This window comes from Methyloversatilis sp. RAC08, from assembly GCF_001713355.1.
In the GTDB taxonomy this organism is placed as follows: domain Bacteria; phylum Pseudomonadota; class Gammaproteobacteria; order Burkholderiales; family Rhodocyclaceae; genus Methyloversatilis.
In genome coordinates this window covers 2,686,186-2,707,947 of the sequence record NZ_CP016448.1, presented here as the reverse complement: position 1 = coordinate 2,707,947, position 21,762 = coordinate 2,686,186, and the positions used below count along the sequence as shown (strand labels likewise).

19 protein-coding genes are annotated in these 21,762 nt (G+C 63.7%); 11 read left to right on the top strand and 8 right to left on the bottom strand.

Features of this window, described 5'->3' with window-relative positions; translation table 11 throughout:
- Positions 1-43: 43 nt before the first annotated feature.
- The 4 genes from BSY238_RS12400 to folE form a co-directional block, all read right to left on the bottom strand.
- Positions 44-442 carry a type II toxin-antitoxin system VapC family toxin gene (locus BSY238_RS12400; RefSeq protein ID WP_069039409.1) on the bottom strand — a complete coding sequence of 133 codons (399 nt, stop codon included), beginning with the start codon at positions 440-442 and terminating at the stop codon, positions 44-46.
- A complete protein-coding gene (locus BSY238_RS12395) occupies positions 442-666 on the bottom strand; it encodes a type II toxin-antitoxin system Phd/YefM family antitoxin (RefSeq protein WP_069039408.1) in 225 nt (74 codons plus the stop codon). Before BSY238_RS12395 ends, BSY238_RS12400 begins: the two co-directional genes overlap by 1 nt.
- A gap of 117 nt (positions 667-783) precedes the next feature.
- Positions 784-1,917, bottom strand: coding sequence for a porin (locus BSY238_RS12390; RefSeq protein ID WP_069039407.1), 1,134 nt, complete (start codon positions 1,915-1,917; stop codon positions 784-786).
- 599 nt (positions 1,918-2,516) lie between these two features.
- Complete coding sequence (folE, locus tag BSY238_RS12385; RefSeq protein ID WP_069040656.1) at positions 2,517-3,122, bottom strand: GTP cyclohydrolase I FolE; 606 nt, start codon at positions 3,120-3,122, stop codon at positions 2,517-2,519.
- 298 nt (positions 3,123-3,420) lie between these two features.
- Between folE and BSY238_RS12380 the strand changes: the two genes are divergently transcribed.
- The gene (locus BSY238_RS12380; RefSeq protein ID WP_069039406.1) at positions 3,421-4,932 is read left to right on the top strand and encodes a DegQ family serine endoprotease; all 1,512 of its coding nucleotides are present in this window, start codon (positions 3,421-3,423) and stop codon (positions 4,930-4,932) included.
- A gap of 40 nt (positions 4,933-4,972) precedes the next feature.
- Here the strand turns inward: BSY238_RS12380 and BSY238_RS12375 are convergent, their stop codons facing one another.
- From BSY238_RS12375 to BSY238_RS12360, 4 genes are all read right to left on the bottom strand, one after another.
- Complete coding sequence (locus BSY238_RS12375; protein ID WP_069039405.1) at positions 4,973-5,938, bottom strand: IS110 family transposase; 966 nt, start codon at positions 5,936-5,938, stop codon at positions 4,973-4,975.
- Positions 5,939-6,299: 361 nt separating this feature from the next.
- Positions 6,300-7,394 (bottom strand): bifunctional diaminohydroxyphosphoribosylaminopyrimidine deaminase/5-amino-6-(5-phosphoribosylamino)uracil reductase RibD, encoded by a 1,095-nt coding sequence (gene ribD, locus BSY238_RS12370; RefSeq protein ID WP_069039404.1) that lies wholly within the window; start codon positions 7,392-7,394, stop codon positions 6,300-6,302.
- Complete coding sequence (nrdR, locus tag BSY238_RS12365; RefSeq protein ID WP_069039403.1) at positions 7,395-7,874, bottom strand: transcriptional regulator NrdR; 480 nt, start codon at positions 7,872-7,874, stop codon at positions 7,395-7,397.
- 85 nt (positions 7,875-7,959) lie between these two features.
- Positions 7,960-8,856 (bottom strand): flagellar brake protein, encoded by an 897-nt coding sequence (locus BSY238_RS12360; RefSeq protein WP_069039402.1) that lies wholly within the window; start codon positions 8,854-8,856, stop codon positions 7,960-7,962.
- 383 nt (positions 8,857-9,239) lie between these two features.
- Here BSY238_RS12360 and aceE point away from each other — a divergent pair, with 383 nt between their 5' ends.
- The 10 genes from aceE to BSY238_RS12315 all read left to right on the top strand — a co-directional run bounded on the left by aceE (position 9,240) and on the right by BSY238_RS12315 (position 21,750).
- Positions 9,240-11,915 (top strand): pyruvate dehydrogenase (acetyl-transferring), homodimeric type, encoded by a 2,676-nt coding sequence (aceE, locus tag BSY238_RS12355; protein WP_069039401.1) that lies wholly within the window; start codon positions 9,240-9,242, stop codon positions 11,913-11,915.
- A 96-nt stretch (positions 11,916-12,011) separates the two neighbouring features.
- Complete coding sequence (gene aceF / locus BSY238_RS12350; protein WP_069039400.1) at positions 12,012-13,349, top strand: dihydrolipoyllysine-residue acetyltransferase; 1,338 nt, start codon at positions 12,012-12,014, stop codon at positions 13,347-13,349.
- A gap of 10 nt (positions 13,350-13,359) precedes the next feature.
- The gene (gene lpdA, locus BSY238_RS12345) at positions 13,360-15,171 is read left to right on the top strand and encodes a dihydrolipoyl dehydrogenase (RefSeq protein WP_069039399.1); all 1,812 of its coding nucleotides are present in this window, start codon (positions 13,360-13,362) and stop codon (positions 15,169-15,171) included.
- Positions 15,172-15,428: 257 nt separating this feature from the next.
- Complete coding sequence (locus BSY238_RS12340) at positions 15,429-16,169, top strand: hypothetical protein (protein ID WP_223300125.1); 741 nt, start codon at positions 15,429-15,431, stop codon at positions 16,167-16,169.
- 170 nt (positions 16,170-16,339) lie between these two features.
- A complete protein-coding gene (locus BSY238_RS18935; RefSeq protein ID WP_257784846.1) occupies positions 16,340-16,468 on the top strand; it encodes a hypothetical protein in 129 nt (42 codons plus the stop codon).
- Positions 16,465-17,382 (top strand): HprK-related kinase A, encoded by a 918-nt coding sequence (locus BSY238_RS12335; protein ID WP_069039398.1) that lies wholly within the window; start codon positions 16,465-16,467, stop codon positions 17,380-17,382. The genes BSY238_RS18935 and BSY238_RS12335 overlap by 4 nt, the downstream gene beginning before the upstream one ends.
- Positions 17,379-18,479, top strand: a complete 1,101-nt coding sequence (locus BSY238_RS12330; RefSeq protein WP_223300124.1) for a nucleotidyltransferase domain-containing protein — start codon at positions 17,379-17,381, stop codon at positions 18,477-18,479. The genes BSY238_RS12335 and BSY238_RS12330 overlap by 4 nt, the downstream gene beginning before the upstream one ends.
- Positions 18,480-18,547: 68 nt before the next feature.
- Positions 18,548-19,219, top strand: coding sequence for a ribose-5-phosphate isomerase RpiA (gene rpiA / locus BSY238_RS12325; RefSeq protein WP_069039397.1), 672 nt, complete (start codon positions 18,548-18,550; stop codon positions 19,217-19,219).
- 55 nt (positions 19,220-19,274) lie between these two features.
- Complete coding sequence (phoU, locus tag BSY238_RS12320) at positions 19,275-19,976, top strand: phosphate signaling complex protein PhoU (RefSeq protein WP_069039396.1); 702 nt, start codon at positions 19,275-19,277, stop codon at positions 19,974-19,976.
- Positions 19,977-20,298: 322 nt separating this feature from the next.
- Positions 20,299-21,750, top strand: coding sequence for a ShlB/FhaC/HecB family hemolysin secretion/activation protein (locus BSY238_RS12315; RefSeq protein WP_236952598.1), 1,452 nt, complete (start codon positions 20,299-20,301; stop codon positions 21,748-21,750).
- Positions 21,751-21,762: the final 12 nt, after the last annotated feature.

The following is a 21,762-nucleotide window of genomic DNA, read 5'->3' as shown; positions in this document are numbered from 1 at the left end:
ACCTGAATACCCCAGTTGTTCGGCGCAGACCCTCGCCTGTTCTTCAGCAGCGCAGCATGGTGACGCCGGCGTCCCCATACGCGTCGAATGCGTTGTCGGCCGTGGCGAAGCAGAGCGCCTCGCTGCGTGCCTGTGCAAACAGAAGACGATCGAACGGATCGTGGTGATGCAGGGGAAGTTCGGCCAGATGCCGGAAATGGTCGAGTGCAAGCGGTAGATCCAGCGCCGCCAGCTCAAGATAGGCCGCGCGGGCGAAGCCTGCAACGTCGCTGCCCAGATCGAGTTTTCCGATGCCGCACTTGATCGTCATTTCCCAGATCGATACCGGACTGATGTAGATCGTCGAGGCTGGATCGCTGATCCGCTCGCGGGTCCGAACTGCAACCTTCCCGGGCGCATGAGCCAGCCAGATGATCACATGGGTGTCGAGCAGGATGCGCATCAACGATAGCTGCTGAACGCGTCCAGCGGTGCATCGAAATCTTCGGCTACGCTGATCTTTCCAGTTGCCCAACCAAAGCGACGAACGGGCGCAACAGGCTCGACCGGAACCAGCCTGACCGCCGGTTTATTGGCGCGGGCGATCACAATCTCTTCGCCGCGCAATGCGGCCGCAACCAACTCCGACAAGGCTGTCTTGGCTTCCAGCATGTTGACTTGACGCATGGCGCCCTCCGACTTGACCAACTATTTAGTCAAGTTAATGGCTGCATGCCGCGATGTCAACGAAAAACGGGCGCCCGAAGGCGCCCGTTTCAACACAGCTTTCTGATCGGAAACCGATTAGAACGTGTGTGCGAGACCGATGTTGAAGCCGGTGTCGCCGTAGCCCGTACCGCCGGCACCGTTCGAACCCGTGCCGTTACCACCGGCAGCGTTCTTCGAGATGCCGCAGGTCGCGGCGCTGTCAGCACTCAGCTTGGCAAACGTTGCGTAAGCCTGGGTGCGCTTCGAGAACGAGTACTCGCCGCCAACGCCCCACTTCTTGCAGTCAGCGTTGTTGCGGGCATCGTCATTCGCCTTGACGTAGCTGGTCTTGATGGCGAAGTTGGTGGTGACGGGAACCGTCAGACCGATCAGCCAACCGTCAGCGTCCGAGATGGCTTCCGACGCGCTGTCGTCACCCTTCGTGTTTTCGTAGTATGCCGACAGCTTGGCGACGCCGAAGTCGTAGCTTGCGCCAGCAACCCACAGATCGAACTCGAGGTCGCGACCAGCGTTTGCGCGCTTGATCTTGAGGTTTTCGTAGTCGAGCGTGACGCTGATCGGGCCGTTGTTGTACAGGGCGGCCAGTGCGTACAGGGGGGTGTCACCGGTTTCGGTGTCCTGACCGGCGATTGCACCCGAACCGGCTTCCGACAGCAGCGAAGTCGTGTAGGCAGCCAGGAACTTCAGGCCAGGAGCGACTTCAGGCGTGATGTAGACAACAGCGTTGTCGGCACGGTCAGCCTGACCGAGGCCCGACGTCACACCGAACAGCGAACCGGCGTTGGCAACGGTCTGGTTCTTGAACGGGTCGTACTGGCCGACGAAGGAGTAACGCGCGCCATCAACACGGCCGCCGAGGACGGTACCGAAGGCACCTTCAAGACCGATCCAGCTGTGACGGTTCGACGTGGCACCGAACGACTGGCCGCTGTCACCCGAGAAACCGAATTCGAATTCGAAAATTGCCTTCAGGCCGTTGCCGAGGGCTTCGCTACCACGGAAACCGATGCGGTTCGTGCCCTGGATGCCATCTTCGAAGTCGTTCAGGCGACCTTCACGACCACCTTGCGACAGGCCACCGCTGTCACCACCACGCGACATGAAACCGTAGTCGATGCGACCGTACATGGTCACGTTCGATGCTTCGGCCAGAACGGCGGTCGGTACGAGTGCGGCTGCGATCGCAGCTGCAAGCAATTTCTTGGACATTACGCAATTCTCCTCTTGCGATGATAGTGGGTGCCCGGATCATGTTTGATCGCAGAGCGACTGTACTGCCGGGCTACACACCTTCGGACATTCAGAAGGTGGACCGCACTGTACCGAAGCATGAAAGCTCCCTGCAAGCCATGCGTAGAATTACGTATGCACCCGTCCGGTGCGTTGTGGTTTTCGTGCAACAGCCGGTCGCGGTCGTTCATGCCCGCATGCCGGGGTCAGGACCGGGTTGAGGTGTATTACGCGGATATCGCCTGATCGCCCTTCCGGGTTCACCCCGGTCCTCGCGCTGCATATATAAATAAGGCGTCCGAAGCTTCATGCGCCCGCGGCGTGAGCGGATCGCGCCTCGACGCTTCCGATCCGGGATCGAGCCGAACATCGGATCATCCGTGGCTGGAGACGCGATATGCCGTCGCCTGGAGTTCGCCAGGGCAGGTCGTGTATGGCAAACCTGGCTGGCAGTAATGAATCTGGACAGATGCCGCGATGCTGTCGATCCAAAGGCGTCGCGGCGAGGCCCGCCCCAGCGACCGAACACGGTGCGCTGGAGCGACGCCTCGCCGCGCTGCGCGACCTGACGCGCTGACTCAGTTTTCGCAGCCGCCCGCCGTCCGGCCGATCAGGTTGAAGAACTCGCGCCGCGTGCTGGCGTCGTCGCGGAAGGCGCCCAGCATGCGGCTGGTCACCATGGCGACGCCCGGCTTGTGCACACCGCGGGTGGTCATGCACTCGTGCGCCGCCTCGATCACCACTGCAACGCCGCGCGGCTGCAGCACTTCATACAGCGCATCGGCGATCTGCACGGTCATCTTTTCCTGGATCTGCAGACGCTTGCCGAACACCTCGACCAGACGCGCCAGCTTGGAAATGCCGACGACGCGCCGATCCGGCAGGTAGGCGATGTGCGCCTTGCCGATGATGGGCACCATGTGGTGCTCGCAATGGCTTTCGAAGCGGATGCCGGTCAGCGCGATCACCTCGTCGTAGCCTTCGACCTCTTCGAAGGTGCGTGACAGCACTTCGCGCGGGTCGATCGAATAACCGGCAAAGAATTCCTCGTACGACTTGACAACGCGCGATGGCGTATCGAGCAGGCCTTCGCGCGTCGGATCGTCACCGGCCCACTGGATCAGCGTACGGACAGCCGCCTCGGCTTCTTCCCGGCTCGGGCGTGTGGTGTCTGAATGGTTCATGGTCATCCTGTTCTTGCTTATATATATAGCGGCGCAATCATGGAGCGCTGCCGCTGCCTGACACCCGGACTGAGCATGGTGGCGGCGTGGCCCCCTGTTTTCAAGTGCGGTTCAGCAACTCGGACTCTTGATTTGGCAATTTAGCTCCCCAGATTCCCATCGAACCTGCGCGACGACGCCCATTGTTTCGGGATGTAAACCGTCGGAACAGCCCGTCACCCGCGCGGCTCCATCGTTCGCTCACGAGCCCTGCAGCGCTTCGCTGCTGCAGGCAATAACAGTCTGGAGAGGACATCAGATGAAGATCACCCTGTCACGTACGGCTCTGGCAATCATCGCCGCCACGACTTTCGGCCTTGGCGCGACAGCGACCACGGTCGACTGGATGCACAAGGCGCAAGCCGCTGCCGACAGCCCGCCGCTTCTGCTGGCTCAGGCGGCACCCGTCGCGGCCGCTCCGGTTGCCGGCAACCTCGTGACCGGCCTGCCCGACTTCACGACGCTGGTCGACCAGACCTCGGCCTCGGTCGTGAACATCAGCGTCGTCGGCAAGGCGGCGAAGGCGCCGGCCATGAACCCGAACGACCCGATGTACGAGTTTTTCCGCCGCTTCGGCATTCCGGTGCCGCAGGACCCGCGCGGCGGACAGGGACCGGGCAATGGCCAGGGCCCGACACCGCGCGGCATCGGGTCCGGCTTCGTGATCAGCCAGGATGGCTACATCCTGACCAATGCGCACGTGGTTTCGGAAGCCGCCGAAGTGACGGTGAAATTCACCGACAAGCGCGAACTGAAGGCGCGCGTGATCGGCAGCGACAAGCGCACCGACGTCGCGCTGATCAAGGTCGAGGCAAAGAACCTTCCGGCCGTGAAGCTGGGCAACGCCGACCAGGTTCGCGTGGGCGAGTGGGTGGCCGCAATCGGCGCGCCTTTCGGCTTCGAGAACACGGTGACCGCAGGCATCGTCAGCGCCAAATCGCGCGCGCTGCCGGACGAATCGCTGGTGCCCTTCATCCAGACAGACGTGGCGATCAATCCGGGCAATTCGGGCGGGCCGCTGTTCAACCTGAAGGGCGAGGTGATCGGCATCAATTCGCAGATCTACTCGCGCACCGGCGGCTTCATGGGCCTGTCGTTCGCCATTCCGATCGACGTGGCGATGCGCGTCGCCGACCAGATCAAGCAATTCGGCCGCGCCAAGCATGCGCGTCTGGGCATCAGCATCCAGCCGATCACGCGCGACCTGGCCGACAGCTTCGGGCTGGACCGTGCGCGCGGCGCGCTGGTCGCCAATGTCGAAAAGGACGGTCCGGCGGACCGGGCAGGCCTGCAGCCGGGTGACGTGGTGCTGTCGGTCGATGGCCGCGAGGTGGCGGATTCGTTCGACCTGCCCAAGGTGATCGGCAATCTGCCGCCCGGCAAGCCGGTGAAGCTCAAGGTCTGGCGCCAGGGCGCGGAACGTACCGTGACGGCGACGCTGGGTGAGCAGGGCGAAACCGAAGCCGTCGCCCAGGCTGATCCGGGGCGCGACGCGCAGCCGGCGCGCGACCGTCTGGGTCTGGTGGTGCGTCCGCTCACCGGCGGCGAAGCCCAGCAACTGGGCGTGAGCCGCGGTCTGGTCGTGTCCGATGCGGCAGGTCCGTCTGCCCAGGCCGGCATCCAGCCGGGCGACGCCATCCTCGCGGTGAATGGCCAGCCGGTCGGCAGCGCCGAAGAACTGGCGCGCCTGGTCGAACGCGCAAAGGGCCGCGTCGCCCTGTTGATCCAGCGCGGCGACAACCGGTTGTTCGTGCCGATTCGGGCGGGTTGATCGCGTCGGACGCCGTGCAGCCGACCGGCTGTGGGAGATTCTATGTCTGAGCACAAGTGTTTTTGAGCCCTCCGGGTTGGTATTGAGTGCCGGTTTTCATCAGAGAGAAGGCAACGCGAGCGATCTTTCGTGCCAGGGCGACAAGGGCCTGGGTGCGGGAGAAGCCGCGGGCGATGAAGGCTTGGTAGGTAGGCTTCCAGGTGTCGGATCGGCTGGCTGCCATGGCGGCGTTGTGCAGGAGTCGGCGTAGCTCGGGGTCGCCCTTTTTGCTCAGGGTGCCGCGGGCGTGCTGGTTGCCCGATTGGCGCACGCACACATCGAGGCCGAGATAGGCGATGAAGGCGTCTGCACGGGTGAAGGCGCCCCGATGGAAGGTCGCGCACAAGGCGGCGGCGGTGAGTGGGCCGACGCCTTCGATGCCCTGGCAGCGGCGGTGATCGTCGATCCAGTCGCTGGCTTTGAGCTTTTCCACGATCTGGGCCTGAATCTGCTGGGCGAGCCGGTCGGCCTTGGCCAGCAAGGCGCGCACCTCGCGCTTGAAGCCGGGCAGATCGGACAGGCTCTGGCGCAAGATGACGGCGGTCCGGACCAGGGTGGCGCGACGACGCAGCAGTTGCTGCACGCGTTGCGTGGCCTCGGGCGGCAGCGTGTAGGGGCGCAGGTGCGTGCCCTCTTTGGCGACGTAGCGGGCGATGAGCCGGGCGTCGATCGGGTCGGTCTTGGCCCGCACGCTGGTGGCGCCGCGGTAGCGCGAGAGGCGGTAGCCGTCGATCAGGTAGAGCGGGTGCCCGGCCTTGATCACGGCGTCGCGCAGCGCGAGGTGGTAGGTGCCGGTGGCCTCGCAGCCGATGTGCAGCGGGCCGCTGGGCAAGGTGCGCAGCCAGGCCCGGATGGCTAGAGGGGTGTTGTCGATGCGCTGCACCGGGCCGTGCTCGCCCAGTGCGATATCGAGGCTGGCTTTGGATACGTCGATGCCGATGTGAATCGGCGAAGGCTGACTTGTCATGAACAGGCGCTCCCGACTAAGGTTTAGGGACTTGTCGGGACTCACCAGGCAATCGCTTGCAGGATATGGTCGATCAGGGCCGGCGAGGGCCGCGTCGATGGATTCCTCATGGGTGCTCGATGGTGAGGGGCGGGACGATATCTCCCACGGTCTGTGCAAAAGCCAGAAGCGGCGTTGGTCCCTCCACCCCGACAAGTTCTCACTACAACTCGCCGAGGCAGAACATACAAGCGGCGGCCTGTGGGAGCGGCGGCCTCGCCGCGATCCGTGCCGCGATGGTCGCTTTGCAAAGTGCGTATCGCGGCGAGGCCGCCGCTCCCACAGCCGCTCCCACAAAACCGTCGCCACTCCCACACTGCGTCTACGGAGATTGCCGCAACCGCGCCAATACGCGCCAGTCACGCCCCACGGCCCGGAGGTCGCGGATATCGACATCGATACGCTGATCCAGCGTGTCGAACGGGCCGAGGTTGAACAACCCCATGCCGCGGCCGAGCACGGTCGGCGCGACGTACATCAGCAATTCGTCCACGCAGCCTTCACGCAGCAACGAGCCATTGAGCTTGTGACCGGACTCGGCGTGCAGTTCGTTGATGCCACGCGCGCCAAGTGCCTGCAGCAGGGCCGGCAGGTCAACCTTGCCGCCGTCGTTCGGCAGCACCAGCAACTCGGCACCGGCATCGCGCAGCGCGCGGGCGTTCGGCACGTCGTCGGATGCGCACGCCACCAGCAAGGGCGCGCGGTCGATGTCGGCGAACAGCTTCGCAGCGGGTGACAGTGCCAGCCGGGCGTCGACGATGACGCGCAGCGGCTGGCGCTCCGTGGGCACCTCACGCACGGTCAGCGACGGATTGTCTTCCTGCACGGTGCCGATGCCGGACAGCACGGCACAGGCACGCGCGCGCCAGCGGTGACCGTCGCGGCGCGCCGCCGGGCCGGTGATCCACTGGCTGACGCCGTTGTCGAGCGCCGTCACGCCGTCCAGTGTCGATGCGGTTTTCAGCCTGACCCACGGGCGACCGCGCGTCATGCGCGATACGAATCCGATATTGAGTTCGCGCGCTTCCTGCGCCAGCAGGCCGCAGGTGGTCGCGATGCCTTCAGCAGCCAGCCTGGCCAGCCCCTGACCGGCGACCAGCGGGTTCGGGTCCTGCATGGCGGCCACCACGCGCGCCACACCGGCCCTGACCAGCGCGTCGGCGCACGGCGGCGTGCGGCCATGGTGACTGCAAGGCTCAAGCGTCACGTACGCGGTGGCGCCGCGCGCCGCATCACCGGCGGCTTGCAGCGCGTGCGCTTCGGCGTGCGGCTCACCTGCCCTGACGTGCCAGCCCTCGCCGACGACCTGTCCATCGCGCACGATGACGCAGCCGACACGCGGGTTGGGCGTCGTCGTGTTCAATCCGCGCGCCGCCAGCCTCAGCGCACGCGCCATGTGAAGAGCGTCGCCCGCCATTCAGCTGGCCGCCTTGCGCGGCGTTCGTGTCGGTTTGGTGACTTCGCGCACCACTTCCGAAAATTCGTCGACGTCCTCGAAATTGCGATACACGCTGGCGAAACGGATGTAGCCGATCTTGTCGAGCTTCTTCAGCTCGCGCATCACCAGCTCTCCCAGCCGGTCGGTCGCCAGTTCGCGCACGCCCATGGTGAGCAGGCGTTCCTCGATGCGATCCATCGCCAGATCGACCGATTCGGTCGTGACCGGCCGCTTGCGCAGCGCCAGCATCATGCTGGCACGCAGCTTTTCGCGGTCGTAGTCGGCGCGCCGGCCATCCTTCTTCACTACCTGCGGCATTTTCAGGTCGACCCGCTCGTAGGTCGTGAAGCGCTTGTCGCACGCCGCACAGCGGCGGCGGCGGCGGATGATGTCGCCGTCCTCGCTTTCACGGGTTTCGACGACCTGGGTGTCGGGCGAACTGCAGAAGGGACATTTCATCGGGGCGCTCCGTGCTTGATCCGCGGCGATGGTACGCCTAGCAGGACGCTACGGCACCCTGCACGAAGCCATCACGCCCCGCCAGTCAGCCCCCTTCGCTGAGCGCGATGATCCGGTTGTAGACGAAAGCCGTCAGCGCCAGTCGGTCCTGCTCCGGAATATCCGTGAATTCCACGCCGTGGTTCAGCATGGCCTGCTCGCTTTCCGGATCACTGGCGTGCGTGACCGAACGGATGACGCCGCCCACCTGCACGAACTGGTCGATGTCGTCGAACTGCAGGCGAAACTTGCAGGTGAAAGCGCTGCCGGTCGGGCCCAGCGCCGACTTGCCAGCCAGCAGCGCGCCGCCCTTGCTGATGTCGATCAGCGTCGCTGCGTGCGCCGCGCCGGCTGCGTCGGTCACCGCGGCAATGATCCGGACCGCCGCCCGCTGCGCCTGGCGCACGCGCATTCCGCTCACCTTCTTCGGATAGCTCAGGTGCAGATAGGGAAAGGGGGTGTTCGCCATCTTCAGCACATGCGCCGGAAAGGCATACACGCTCTTGCCGGAAAACAGGCGAACGACAAACGCGGCGTCCTGCTTGACGATCGCATAGCTGCCTTCGATCATCGGCGCAGTCACCATGACACTGCGGCCCTTCGAATGGCCGAGCAGCCTTACGGTATAGCGCTGCCCGTCGTCGCCGGTACCCTGAAGCTGGAAGATGTCGCCGATCTGCAGACGGATTTCTTCCAGATCGAGCTGCACGCCGGCTTTGTCGCCTTCCCGCCTGGGCTCGTTTTCCTGACCGGCGCGCGCCGTCACCGATGGCAGGCTGGTACTGACCTTGTCCCGGTAAAGTCCCCGTTCGCTCAGCACGTCAAGCTGGTTCTGCGTCTGCACGATCACGCCTGCCTTCAGCAGCAGCTTGTTGTTCTGGTCATAGAGGGAATACGGCAAGGGCCTGCCGATCGCGACGTCTGACTTTCGAACAGGAATCATCTGTCACTCCGAAAATGGATGGTCTGCAAACCTATCGACACCCCGCAGCAAAACTTGATGTCATCGAGAAACATTCCTGACGCGCCTTGTGCACCGGTTTGGCGTTTCGGTTATCCACGACTGGTCGCCGGTCCCGGGCGTGACCCATAATGTGGTCACGCTGACGCGGGCGATCCCTGCGTACGGCGCTGCCATGGCAGCTACCCGCTGCCGCTTCGGAGCTGTCGACACTTGCATCACCCATGCGCAGACGGACAGGCGCCTCGGACGAACATCTTTTCGCCCGGCACGCCGACCACCCCGGAAGGGCTCCATGCCCCGGTCGGGTTGTGCATCGGCAGTGCATTTGATCGAACAGTCGATCAAACAAGAGGAGAAGTCCTGTGTCTGCACTACCCCACCCCCTGCTGGTCTCGGATCCGGACGCCATCGAAACCCAGGAATGGCTGGACGCGCTTGAAGGCGTGATCGAGCACGCGGGCGAACAACGCGCGCATTACCTGATCGAACGGCTGACCGAACAGGCGCGACGCGCCGGCATCAACCTGCCGTATTCGGCGACCACCGCGTACATCAACTCGATCCCGGCCGGCAAGCAGGTGCAGGCACCCGGCGACTACGAAATCGAACACCGCATCCGCAACTACATCCGCTGGAATGCGATGGCGATGGTGCTGCGCGCCAACAAGCACACCAATGTCGGCGGCCACATCGCCAGCTTCGCGTCGAGCGCCACGCTGTATGACGTGGGTTTCAACTGGTTCTGGCGCGCGCCGAGCCCGACCCACGGCGGCGACCTCATCTATTTCCAGGGCCATTCGGCGCCTGGCGTGTACGCCCGCGCCTTCCTGCTCGACCGCATCAGCGCGTCGCAGCTCGACAACTACCGCCAGGAAGTCGGCGGCGAAGGCCTGTCGAGCTACCCGCACCCGTGGCTGATGCCCGATTTCTGGCAATTCCCGACCGTGTCGATGGGGCTCGGGCCGCTGCAGGCCATCTATCAGGCCCGCTTCATGAAGTATCTGCAGGACCGCGGCATCGCCAATACGGAAGGCCGCAAGGTGTGGTGCTTCATCGGCGACGGTGAAACCGACGAACCGGAAACGCTGGGCGAGATCGCCATGGCGGCGCGCGAGAAGCTCGACAATCTGGTGTTCGTCGTCAACTGCAATCTGCAGCGCCTCGATGGCCCGGTGCGTGGCAACGGCAAGATCATCCAGGAACTGGAAGGCGATTTCCGCGGCGCCGGCTGGAACGTGATCAAGCTGCTGTGGGGCGGCTACTGGGATCCGCTGCTGGCCCAGGACAAGAACGGCATGCTGGCCCAGCGCATGATGGAAGTGGTCGACGGCGAATACCAGACCATGAAGGCGCGCGACGGCGCCTATGTGCGCGAACAGTTCTTCGGCAAGTACCCGGAACTGGCGGCGATGGTCGCCAACTGGAGCAACGAGGACATCTTCCGCCTGAACCGCGGCGGCCATGATCCGCACAAGGTCTACGCGGCCTATGACGCGGCCGTCAAGCACACCGGCCAGCCGACAGTCATCCTGGCCAAGACCATCAAGGGCTACGGCATGGGCGGCTCGGGCGAGGCGCAGAACATTTCGCACCAGCAGAAGAAGGTCGACCTGGAATCGCTGCGCGCCTTTCGCGACCGCTTCGACCTGCCGATCAGCGACGCAGACATCGAAAGCCTGCCTTACCTGAAGTTCGAGGAAGGGTCGAAGGAACTGCAGTACATGCGTGAGCGGCGCATGGCGCTCGGCGGCTATCTGCCGAGCCGCCGCACGAAGGCCGAGCCGCTCGAGGTGCCGCCGCTGTCCGCCTTCGACGCCCTGCTCAAGGCGTCCGGTGACGGGCGCGAACTGTCGACCACGATGGCTTTCGTGCGCATCATGAACATCCTGCTGCGCGACCCGCACGTCGGCAAGCGCGTGGTGCCCATCGTGCCTGACGAATCGCGCACCTTCGGCATGGAAGGCATGTTCCGGCAGATCGGCATCTGGAATCAGGAGGGCCAGAAGTATGTGCCGCAGGACGCCGACCAGCTGATGTTCTACAAGGAATCGAAAACCGGCCAGATCCTGCAGGAAGGCATCAACGAAGCCGGCGGCATGAGCGACTGGATCGCGGCTGCGACCAGCTACTCGGTGCACGGCGTTGCGACGATCCCGATCTACCTGTTCTATTCGATGTTCGGCTTCCAGCGCGTCGGCGACCTGATCTGGGCGGCCGGCGACCAGCGTTCGCGCGGCTTCCTGATCGGCGGCACGGCGGGGCGCACGACGCTCAATGGCGAAGGCCTGCAGCATGAAGACGGCCACTCGCATCTGTGGTCGGCCGCTATCCCCAACTGCATCAGCTACGACCCGACCTTTTCGTACGAAGTCGCGGTCATCGTGCAGGACGGCCTGCGCCGCATGATGGCCGAGCAGGAAGACGTGTTCTATTACCTCACGGTGATGAACGAGAACTACGAGCACCCGGCGATGCCGGACGGGGCCGAAGCCGACATCCTGAAGGGCATGTACCTGTTCCGCCGCGGTGCGGCATCGAACGGCCCGCGCGTGCAGCTGACCGGCAGCGGCACCATCTTCCGCGAGGTGATCGCCGCGGCGGAACTGCTGCGCAGTGACTGGGGCGTCGAAGCCGACCTGTGGTCCTGCCCCAGCTTCACTGAGCTGGCGCGCAACGGCGCTGACTGCACGCGCTGGAATCTGCTCAATCCGCTGGAGGCACCGCGCATGTCGCACGTCGAGCACTGCCTGCGCGACACGCGCGGCCCGGTGATCGCCGCGACCGACTACGTGCGCCTGTTCGCCGAGCAGATCCGCGCCTTCGTACCGCGCCGCTATGTGGTGCTGGGTACCGACGGTTTCGGGCGTTCCGACACGCGCGAGGCGTTGCGCGCGCATTTCGAGGTGGACAAGCACTGGGTGACGGTCGCCGCACTGAAGGCGCTGGCGGACGACGGCGCGCTGGACCGTGCACGGGTGGCCGAAGCCATCGCGCGCTACGGGCTGGACGTGACCAAACCCAACCCGCTGTACGTCTGAGTCGGCACTGACCGGCAGGCCGACCCGAGCCGAGCCGCGGCAGGGCGCCTTCCCGGCCGCGCCGCGCGCGGCCGCACCTGAACAAGCGAGGCTGAAATGAGCACCATCAATATAGAAGTACCTGACATCGGCGACTTCGCCGATGTGCCGGTCATCGAAGTCCTGGTCAAGCCGGGCGACCGCGTCGCACTCGACGCTCCGCTGGTGACGCTGGAATCCGACAAGGCCACGATGGACATTCCGGCGCCCGCGGCCGGCGTGATCGGCCAGATCACCGTCAAGGTCGGCGACCGCGTGTCGCAGGGCGCGACGATTGGCACGATGGAAGCAGGCACATCGGAGGCAACGAACGCGTCGGCGGCCGCCCCGACCGCCCCCGTGGCAGCACCGCCGGTTGCGCCGCCCCCGGTCATGGCGGACGCCATCGCCGCGCCGGCCGCAGCGACCCAGCCAGCCTTCGGAGATTTCGCACTGGCTGCCACCAACTCCGCGGCACCACGGGTCAGCGGCAGCAAGGCACACGCCAGTCCGTCGATGCGCGCCTACGCCCGCGAACTGGGGGTCGATCTGACCCGCGTCGCAGCGAGCGGTCCGAAGAGCCGGATCATGCGCGAAGACATCAACGCCTTCGTCAAGGGTGCGTTGCAGACGCCGGCCGCCGCGCCGGCAGCGACCGGCGGCGGCACAGGGCTGGATCTGCTGCCCTGGCCCAAGGTCGATTTCACCAAGTTCGGCGAAGTCGAACGCAAGCCGCTGTCGCGCATCCGCAAACTGAGCGCGGCCAATCTGTCGCGCAACTGGGTCATGATCCCGGCGGTCACCTATCACGAGGACGCCGACGTCACCGACCTCGAAGCCTTCCGCCAGCAGATCAACGCGGAACAGGCCAAGGGCGGCATCAAGCTGACCATGCTCGCCTTCATCATCAAGGCGGTCTGCTCGGCTCTGAAGAAATTTCCGGACTTCAACAGTTCGATCGACCTGCAGGCCGAAGAACCGGCACTCATCCTGAAACAGTACTGCCACATCGGTTTCGCCGCCGACACACCGGGCGGGCTGGTGGTGCCGGTCATCCGCGACGCCGACAAGAAGGGCGTGGCGCAACTGGCCGCCGAATGCGGCGAACTGGCCGCCAGGGCGCGCGACGGGAAGCTGTCTGCCGCAGAGATGCAGGGCGCCTGCTTCACCATTTCCAGCGTCGGCGGCCTGGGAGGTACCGGATTCGCACCCATCATCAACGCGCCGGAAGTCGCAATACTGGGCGTCAGCCGCACCACGATGAAGCCGGTGTGGGATGGCACGGCCTTCCAGCCACGCCTCATCCTGCCCTTGTCGCTGACCGCTGATCACCGCGTGGTCGATGGCGCAGCGGCCACCCGCTTCAATGCCCATGTCGCGGCGCTGCTGGCCGACATGCGTCGCGTGCTGATGTAAGGAGACCGACATGAGCACATTGACTGTAAAAATCCCCGACATCGGCGACTTCAAGGACGTGCCGATCATCGAAATCATGGTGAAACCCGGCGACACGGTGGACGCCGACGCGCCGTTGATGTCACTCGAGTCCGACAAGGCCACGATGGACATCCCCGCGCCGCAGGCCGGCCGCGTCGTCGAACTGATGGTGAAGGTCGGTGACCGCGTGTCCGAAGGCAGCGTCGTGCTGACGATGGAGGCCGCGGCCGCTGCGGAAGCAGCGCCTGTGGAGGCGGCTCCTGTGGGAGCGGCGACCTCGCCGCGATCGATCACTGATCCCGCGCCCGCCCCCGCCCCACTTGCCGCCACCGGCAGTGCGCCCGCCAAGGCTGACGAAAGCTGCGCCGTGCTGGTGATCGGCGGCGGCCCCGGCGGCTATTCGGCTGCGTTCCGCGCCGCCGACCTCGGACTGGACGTGATCATCGTCGAGCGCTACGCCACGCTGGGGGGCGTCTGCCTGAACGTCGGCTGCATTCCGTCCAAGGCGCTGCTGCACGTCGCCGCCGTGGCCGACGAAGCCGAGGCGCTGGCGGCGCACGGCATCAAGTTCGGCGCGCGCGAGGTGGATCTCGGTGCGCTGCGCGGCTGGAAGGACAAGGTGGTCGGCAAGCTGACCGGCGGTCTCGCCGGCATGGCCAAGGGGCGCAAGGTGAAGGTAGTGCGTGGCATTGCGCGTTTCGTCGATCCGCATCATGTCGAAGTCGCACTGACCGGCGGCGACGGCAAGGCGGAAACCGGCGAGAAGTCAGTAGTTAAGTTCGGGCACTGCATCGTCGCCGCCGGCAGCCAGGCGGTGAAACTGCCCTTCATGCCGGACGACCCGCGCGTCGTCGATTCGACCGGCGCACTGCTGCTGGCAGACATTCCGAAGCGCATGCTGGTGATCGGCGGCGGCATCATCGGACTGGAAATGGCCACCGTGTATTCGACGCTGGGTGCCCGCATCGACGTGGTCGAAATGACCGGCGGCCTGATGCAGGGCGCCGACCGGGATCTGGCCAAGGTGTGGGAGAAGAAGAACACCCGGCGCTTCGATGCGGTCATGCTGAACACCCGCGTCACCGGTGCAGAAGTCACCGCCGGCGGGATCCGGGTGACGTTCGAAGGCGCGAAGGCGCCGGCTGAGCCGCAGGTCTACGACCGCGTACTGGTCGCGGTCGGCCGTTCGCCGAACGGACGCAGGCTGAACGCCGAAGCCGCCGGCCTGCGCGTGGACGAGCGAGGCTTCATTCCGGTCGACAGCCAGTTGCGCACCAATGTGGCGCATATCCATGCCATCGGCGACATCGTCGGTCAGCCGATGCTGGCGCACAAGGCGGTACACGAAGGTCATGTCGCGGCCGAGGTGATTGCCGGCCACAAGCGCCATTTCGACGCCACGGTGATTCCGTCGGTCGCCTACACCGACCCGGAAGTCGCCTGGGTCGGCCTGACCGAAGACGACGCCAGTGCGCAGGGCCGCAAGGTGACCATCGGCAAATTCCCCTGGGCAGCCAGCGGCCGCGCCATCGCCAACGGCCGTGACGAAGGCTTCACCAAGCTCGTGTTCGACGCGGAAACCCACCGCGTCGTCGGTGGCGGCATCGTGGGTGTGTCGGCCGGCGACATGATCGGAGAGATCGCGCTGGCGATCGAAATGGGCGCTGATGCGGTCGATATCGGCCACACGATCCATCCGCATCCGACGCTCGGCGAATCGATCGGGCTGGCGGCTGAAGTGGCGGAAGGGAGTTGTACCGATTTGCCCACCCCGGCCAGCCAAGTTCGGAAAGCGCCGTGAAGACAGCGGCTGACTGCCTTTCACCGCGATCACGCGGCTGTCGATGTTTTTGACAGTTTGAATCCGACCCCTTTGAAAAGACACAAAGTTAAGCTTTAAATCATTAAGAATCATGCGCTTGACTTTATCGGCTCGAATTTTGCTTCATCGTAATTGAAAGATTAGTGCGCGCGAAGAACGGGCGGACCGTCGGGTCCGTCACGGTGTCATCGCAGCGGCGATGCTAATCTCGCAATAAATGTGGAGAAACAAGTTAAATGAGCGTGCCCCTGCAGGATGAAAAAGTGTCGCTGGCCGCACAGGCACAGCCGGATGACGGTACGCCTGACGGAACCGTTGGCGTGGCCAACAGCGGACGGCGAAGGTTCGCGACCGCTGGCGCGGGTGCCTCGGGCGTCTTGATGGCGCTGAACACACGCTCCGCTCTTGGTGCTGGCTTCGGTACCTGCGGCTCCGAAAGCGCATCAGCCGCGATGTCGCGCCACGGCGAACTTGCCTCGTGCGGATGCAGCCCCGGATTCTGGTGGCGCAGCCCGCATGGGTTCAAGGTGTGGGAGGATCCTCAGAATTTTCCGATGGGCCCGACTCCCTCTACGTCGTTCAACGCATTCGTAGGACTGCCAATTTTCAAGGCGACAAAAGACCGCAAGTTGCGCGATCTGGGACCTGCGTCAGCCAAGATCGTTGACACAGATCTCACCGATACCTACAAGACGCGACTGGGAAGCTGCCTGAACAATCTGAACGTCATTTTCTATCACTTCATCGCGGCTTATCTGAATGCGTCGTACTACGGCGAGCGCTACCCGTCGATCTATAACACGCCTAGTGGTGTGATGACTGCCTTCAAGAACGCGATTGCGATGACCGGCAACGGCGCTGCATGCGCTGCGCTCAGGGATTTCAAGACTGCAGTCGATGTGTACGATCAGAATGGCGGTCTGTGGTGTTTCAACGGCAAGTCTTCCAGTGACGACTGGACCATCATCAACATTTGACCAAGTGACTACTGCACAAGCCGCGATGGTTCGTCTTGTTGATCACATACGCGGTCGGTAGAAGCGTGGCGCGTTACATACTGTGTGACGGGGTTCGTGTTCGCTGCTGGGGGGACGGGGTGGTCGTTTATTCACCAGGCAGCGCGGAAACGGTGCTACTTGCGCCGGTCATGGCTTCATTTCTGAAAACCCTTGTCACGTCCGACTCCGTTCAGTATCCCGATCTGGCCTACCCGGAAGTCCCCGGCGATCTCATCGCGAACCTGGTGCGTCAGCACGCCATCAAGGCCATTTCTTGACGCTGGGCTCTCTTTCTCCGGATGAGCTGAGTTCATTGCTCAAGAATGAGGGACTGCGCATACCATGCGGTCCCTTCGGCGTTGTCGTCCGCTCGTCGATCCCCGAAGTCGGCACCGGACTTTCAACGATGTACGGAGATTTTCCTGTTCTGTCCGATGAAGACTTCATCGATTTTGAAGTTGCCGTAGGCCCGCCCTCCACCCTTCGACGCATCATCAGGCCGCAGGCCGGATTCTTTTGCGATGGCCGCACCCCGTTCAAGCCGCTGCCACGCCATCAGGCTTTTCCCATGCTCGAATGGGGCCTCAACTGGGTCATTTCCACCCATGCCCACGACTATCTGGTGCTGCATGCGGCAGTACTTGAGCGGAACCAACGCGCGCTGATCATTTCCGCAGATCCGGGTTCGGGCAAAAGTACGCTGTGTGCGGGACTGGTGCATGCCGGCTGGCGCCTGCTGTCCGATGAACTGGCTTTGCTCGACCTGGCAACCGGCCACATCCGTCCGATTGCACGCCCCATCAGCCTGAAGAATCGATCGATCGACGTGATTCGCGCGCTCGGGCCTGACGTCGTATTGAGCGAAGTGTGCCCCGATACCACCAAGGGCGCAGTCGCGCATGTCCGGCCGCCAGCGGACAGCGTATATCGCCGCCATGAGACCGCGTTGCCGGCTTGGCTGCTCTTTCCGAAGTATTGTGAAGGCGGTCAGCTGTCCATGGACGCTGTGGGCAAGGCAACAGCGTTTATGGAAATGGTGCGGCACGCCTTCAATTACGGTTTCCTGGGCGCCGATGCATTCGATGCCCTTGCTGCGATGATCGATCGGTGTGACGTGCGTTACGCCGATTACGGCAGCCTCGATCAGGTCGTACCCGCGCTGGAAGCATGGGTGAGTGAATCATCGACATGACCTCGGTTCGTGAGATGCAGGCCCGCCACGTGAGCCCTGTAGCAAAGCTCATGAGGTGGCCGGCGGAGGCACCACAGCTTGACCTCCGCCAATGGAGCATCCTCATCGGGCAGGCCAGAAACGGCGAGCTCTTGGGCCAGCTCCGTTCAAGACTTGCCCATGCACACATGCTCGACAGCGTACCTGCCCCCGCCCGAAAGCATCTAGAAATCGCCTGGCAACTGTCCTTGCGACATCGGGAAGCCGTGGTGTGGGAACTGAAGCATATCCGGAATGCGCTGGCGCACCTCGACTTGCCGGTGGTTATCCTGAAGGGAGCCGCATATTGCCTTTCGGACAACGCTGCCGCACGAGGACGCGTATTCAACGATGTTGACATCATGGTGCCAGCCACCTCGATCCGTCAGGTCGAGGATAGCCTGGTGCATGCCGGCTGGATTCCGCAGATCACGAACGAATACGACCAGCGGTATTACCGTCGATGGATGCACGAGATCCCGCCACTCGAACACAAGTCGCGCGGCACGGTGATCGACGTGCACCACACAATCGTGCCGCCGACGTCCGGCATTGTTCCCGACCCGGCATCGCTGCTCGCCCACTCGATTCAGGTCGACAATACGGAGCTTCCCGGTTTTTTGGTCCTCTCACCGGAAGACATGGTGCTCCATTCGGCAGCGCATCTCTTCTTCAATGAATTCTACAAGGGTTTGCGCGATCTTCACGACCTGCACTGCCTGCTCGACAGTTTTTCGGGCACTGCGGGTTTCTGGGCTCGCCTTCTGCCACGCGCCGATGAGCTCTCACTTACGGTACCCCTGAACGATGCGCTGCACTACTGCAACATGATGTTCGGGACCCCAATTCCTGACGAGGTTCTTCATGTACTTCCCAGTCGCAGGCAATCGGGGCTGTCCGGCAGCCCAAGGGCATGGGTGCTTGACCAGATGTTCCTGCCAGATCACCCGAGCACGTCAAGCCCGGGCGTGAAGGCTGCCCGCTGGATGGCCTTCGTCCGCAGTCATTGGCTGCGCATGCCCATTCATCTACTGCTTTTTCACCTCATATCGAAATCCCTTCGGCGCGACACTGCGTAGAACGCCTGAGACCTGACCGCGCACAACGGCGCTACACTGCCACGCTGAAGGAATTCCAAGTTTCTCCCATGGATGCGAATGCACTGAAATTGATGGTTGCCCGCGCCGCCCTTGCCCATGTATTGCCGGGCGAACTGCTCGGCGTCGGAACCGGCTCGACCGCCAATCACTTCATCGACCTGCTGGCATCCGAAGGTTTGAGGATATCCGGGGCGATCGCCAGTTCGGAAGCGTCGGCCGCGCGGCTTCGCGGTCACGGCATCGCCGTACTGACGCTTGACGAGGCGATCGCTTCAGGGCGACGCATCCCGGTCTATGTCGATGGTGCGGACGAGATCGATCCCGGCCTGCACCTGATCAAGGGTGGCGGCGGTGCGCTGACGCGCGAGAAGATCGTGGCCGCGGCATCCGACTGCTTCGTGTGCATCGCCGATGCGTCGAAGTGCGTCGACGTGATGGGACGCTTCCCGCTGCCCGTTGAAGTGATTCCGATGGCGATTGCACTGGTATCCCGCGAACTGCTGCGTCTGGGCGGTGTGCCGAAGGTGCGCGAAGGCTTCGTGACCGACAACGGCAACCTCATCATCGACGTATCCGGCCTGTCCATCACCGATCCGGTCGGGCTGGAAACCGAGCTGGACCATCTGACCGGCACCGTGACCAATGGCCTGTTCGCCCGTCGCCGCGCGGACATTGCACTGATATCCTCGCCCGATGGCGTGCAAACGCTGCGCGGCTGAACACCCTGGCTCACACGCAGTCTCATCTGCATATCACCTTCCGGAACGCACTGACATGAGCGAGCACATTTCCAAGCGCTATGACCACGAGCTGGAAGGCCTGCGTACCGGCTTGTTGCAGATGGGCGGTCTGATCGAACAGCAGATCGAACACGCCATGCGCGGGGTGATCGAGCGCAATCTGCCCCTGCTCGAAGAGGTCATCGCCACCGAAAAACGGGTCAATGCGATGGAGATCGAGCTGGATGAGGCATGCAATCAGCTGATTGCCAAACGTCAGCCGGCTGCGAGCGACCTGCGCGTGATCATGTCGATGGTCAAGACCATCACCGATCTGGAGCGCGTGGGCGACGAGGCGAAGAAGATTGCCAAGATGGGACGGCACATTCTCGAGTCCGACGCCATTTTCGTGCCGCGCGTCGAGTTGCGCCACGCCGCCTCGATGGCAGTAGACATGCTGCGCCGCACGCTTGATGCGCTGGCCCGCCAGGATCTTGCCAGCGCCACAGAAGTCGTGCGTCAGGACAAGGAAGTCGACGCCGAATTCAAATCCATCATGCGCCAGCTCATCACTTTCATGATGGAAGACCCGCGCACGATTTCCTGCGGGCTGGACATGCTGTTCATCGCCAAGGCGATCGAACGCATCGGCGACCACTCGAAGAACATGGCGCAGTACGTCGTGTTCATGGTCAAGGGAACCGATGTGCGGCATGCCGGGCTGGCTGCCATGGAAGCGGCAGCGGCGGCTGATTGAGCACGTTATCAGCAGGCGTTTGCGGCGCCACGCACCCTGAGTTCGGCTCGACGGGTGCGCCTTTTTGCATCGAAGCAACGGCAAAACCCGTGACCGGACAACCTAGGCTGTTCGGCTGGGTGTAAATCCGCCGCAAACCCTCTAAACTCCGCCAGATACAAGAACTTAAGATGGACGGGGGTCGTCAGTGTCGATTGTCAGGGCGGGACTTGCATTCGCGGGCGTGGGCGTGGCCGTACTCGCATCTGCGGGTCTGCACGCGGAAGAATCTGCTGACGGTCCGCGATTCGAAGTTCGAAACTACACGGTTGCCGGCGGTTCGGTGTTTCGACCACCGGAAATCGATGCGCTGCTGACGCCCTATGTCGGCAAGGCCGTCGGATTTGCCGAGATCGAGGCGGCGCGCACAGCGCTGCAAACCGCCGACCACCGGCGCGGCTTCGGCGCAGCGCAGGTCAGCATTCCCGAACAGGAACTGAGCAGCGGCACGGTCACGCTTGAAGTGCTCGAGCCCAAGCTCGAAGCGCTGACGCTGCAGGGCGCAACGCACCACGACGACGAGAACATCCGGCGCAGCCTGCCCGCTCTGGCGGAAGGCAGCATGCCCAACACGGAAGCCGTCGGGCACCAGTTGGCGCTGGCCAACGAGAATGCATCGAAGCAGACCGACGTGACCTTTCGCTCGGCGCGCAAACCGGGCGAAATTGCCGCAACGGTTTCGGTCACGGACAGCAATCCACTGCGCAGATTCGTGACGGTCGACAACAGCGGTACACCATCCACCGGTACCCACCGCATTTCGGTCGGTCTGCAGCACAACAACCTGTTCAATCGCGACCACGTCGCAACGCTGCAATACACGACCTCGATCGAACAGCCGTCCGACGTGACCATCGTCGGCCTCGGTTATCGCATTCCGCTTTACGCAAGCGGCAACTCCATCGATCTGGTGGCCGGCTTCTCCAGCGTCAGCTCAGGTCAGGTGCAGGTACTCAATTCGACCGCCACGGTGTCGGGCAGCGGTCGCATCTTTTCCGCACGCTACAACTGGCATCTGCCGCGCATCGGCGAGTTGTCCCAGCGCATCAGCCTGGCCGCCGACTGGCGCGATTTCGACAGCAGCTTCCTGCTCGACAATACGCCCGGCAATCTCGTGCCGCGCGTCATCACGCATCCGATTTCCCTCTCGTGGAGCGGCAATTGGCGCGGCGATACGCGCGAGGCCGGCGTGCAGGTCAGCGTCGCACGCAACCTGCAGGGCGGCGAACATGGCCGCGACACAGACTTCAACACTTTGCGCGCGGGTGCCAATGCGCGCTTCGCGGTGATGCGCGCAAGCGCTTCGTGGTTCCAGTTGTTGCCGCGTGACTGGCGGGTGCGGCTGCAGGCTCAAGGTCAATACACACGCGACGAACTGGTGTCCGGCGAACAGTTCGGCATTGGCGGGGCCGAGTCTGTGCGCGGCTTGCGCGAGCGCGTGCTGGCCAACGACCGCGGCTGGCGGATCAGCGCCGACCTCGATACACCGGCCTGGACGGAAGATATATGGGTGATGCGAGGCGTGCTGTTCGGCGACGTTGCACATCTTTACAGAGTCAATCCGCAGCCGGGTGAAACTGCAGGGGATGGTGTGCTCTCGGCCGGCGTGGGCCTGCGCGTCAACTATTCCACATGGCTCTCGGGGCGGATCGACTACGCTCGTCTGATCGACGGCGCAGACCGTTACGCGTCCGGCAGTCACCGTGTTCATGCGTCGTTCAGCCTGAGTTTCTAGGCCGCAGCATCA

Excerpts from the sequence above, each read along its gene's own strand:
- BSY238_RS12400 (WP_069039409.1), bottom strand. The coding sequence starts at position 442 with ATGCGCATCCTGCTCGACACCCATGTGATCATCTGGCTGGCTCATGCG.
- BSY238_RS12395 (WP_069039408.1), bottom strand. The coding sequence starts at position 666 with ATGCGTCAAGTCAACATGCTGGAAGCCAAGACAGCCTTGTCGGAGTTG.
- BSY238_RS12390 (WP_069039407.1), bottom strand. The coding sequence starts at position 1,917 with ATGTCCAAGAAATTGCTTGCAGCTGCGATCGCAGCCGCACTCGTACCG.
- folE (WP_069040656.1), bottom strand. The coding sequence starts at position 3,122 with ATGAACCATTCAGACACCACACGCCCGAGCCGGGAAGAAGCCGAGGCG.
- BSY238_RS12380 (WP_069039406.1), top strand. The coding sequence starts at position 3,421 with ATGAAGATCACCCTGTCACGTACGGCTCTGGCAATCATCGCCGCCACG.
- BSY238_RS12375 (WP_069039405.1), bottom strand. The coding sequence starts at position 5,938 with ATGACAAGTCAGCCTTCGCCGATTCACATCGGCATCGACGTATCCAAA.
- ribD (WP_069039404.1), bottom strand. The coding sequence starts at position 7,394 with ATGGCGGGCGACGCTCTTCACATGGCGCGTGCGCTGAGGCTGGCGGCG.
- nrdR (WP_069039403.1), bottom strand. The coding sequence starts at position 7,874 with ATGAAATGTCCCTTCTGCAGTTCGCCCGACACCCAGGTCGTCGAAACC.
- BSY238_RS12360 (WP_069039402.1), bottom strand. The coding sequence starts at position 8,856 with ATGATTCCTGTTCGAAAGTCAGACGTCGCGATCGGCAGGCCCTTGCCG.
- aceF (WP_069039400.1), top strand. The coding sequence starts at position 12,012 with ATGAGCACCATCAATATAGAAGTACCTGACATCGGCGACTTCGCCGAT.
- lpdA (WP_069039399.1), top strand. The coding sequence starts at position 13,360 with ATGAGCACATTGACTGTAAAAATCCCCGACATCGGCGACTTCAAGGAC.
- BSY238_RS12340 (WP_223300125.1), top strand. The coding sequence starts at position 15,429 with ATGAGCGTGCCCCTGCAGGATGAAAAAGTGTCGCTGGCCGCACAGGCA.
- BSY238_RS18935 (WP_257784846.1), top strand. The coding sequence starts at position 16,340 with ATGGCTTCATTTCTGAAAACCCTTGTCACGTCCGACTCCGTTCAGTAT.
- BSY238_RS12330 (WP_223300124.1), top strand. The coding sequence starts at position 17,379 with ATGACCTCGGTTCGTGAGATGCAGGCCCGCCACGTGAGCCCTGTAGCA.
- rpiA (WP_069039397.1), top strand. The coding sequence starts at position 18,548 with ATGGATGCGAATGCACTGAAATTGATGGTTGCCCGCGCCGCCCTTGCC.
- phoU (WP_069039396.1), top strand. The coding sequence starts at position 19,275 with ATGAGCGAGCACATTTCCAAGCGCTATGACCACGAGCTGGAAGGCCTG.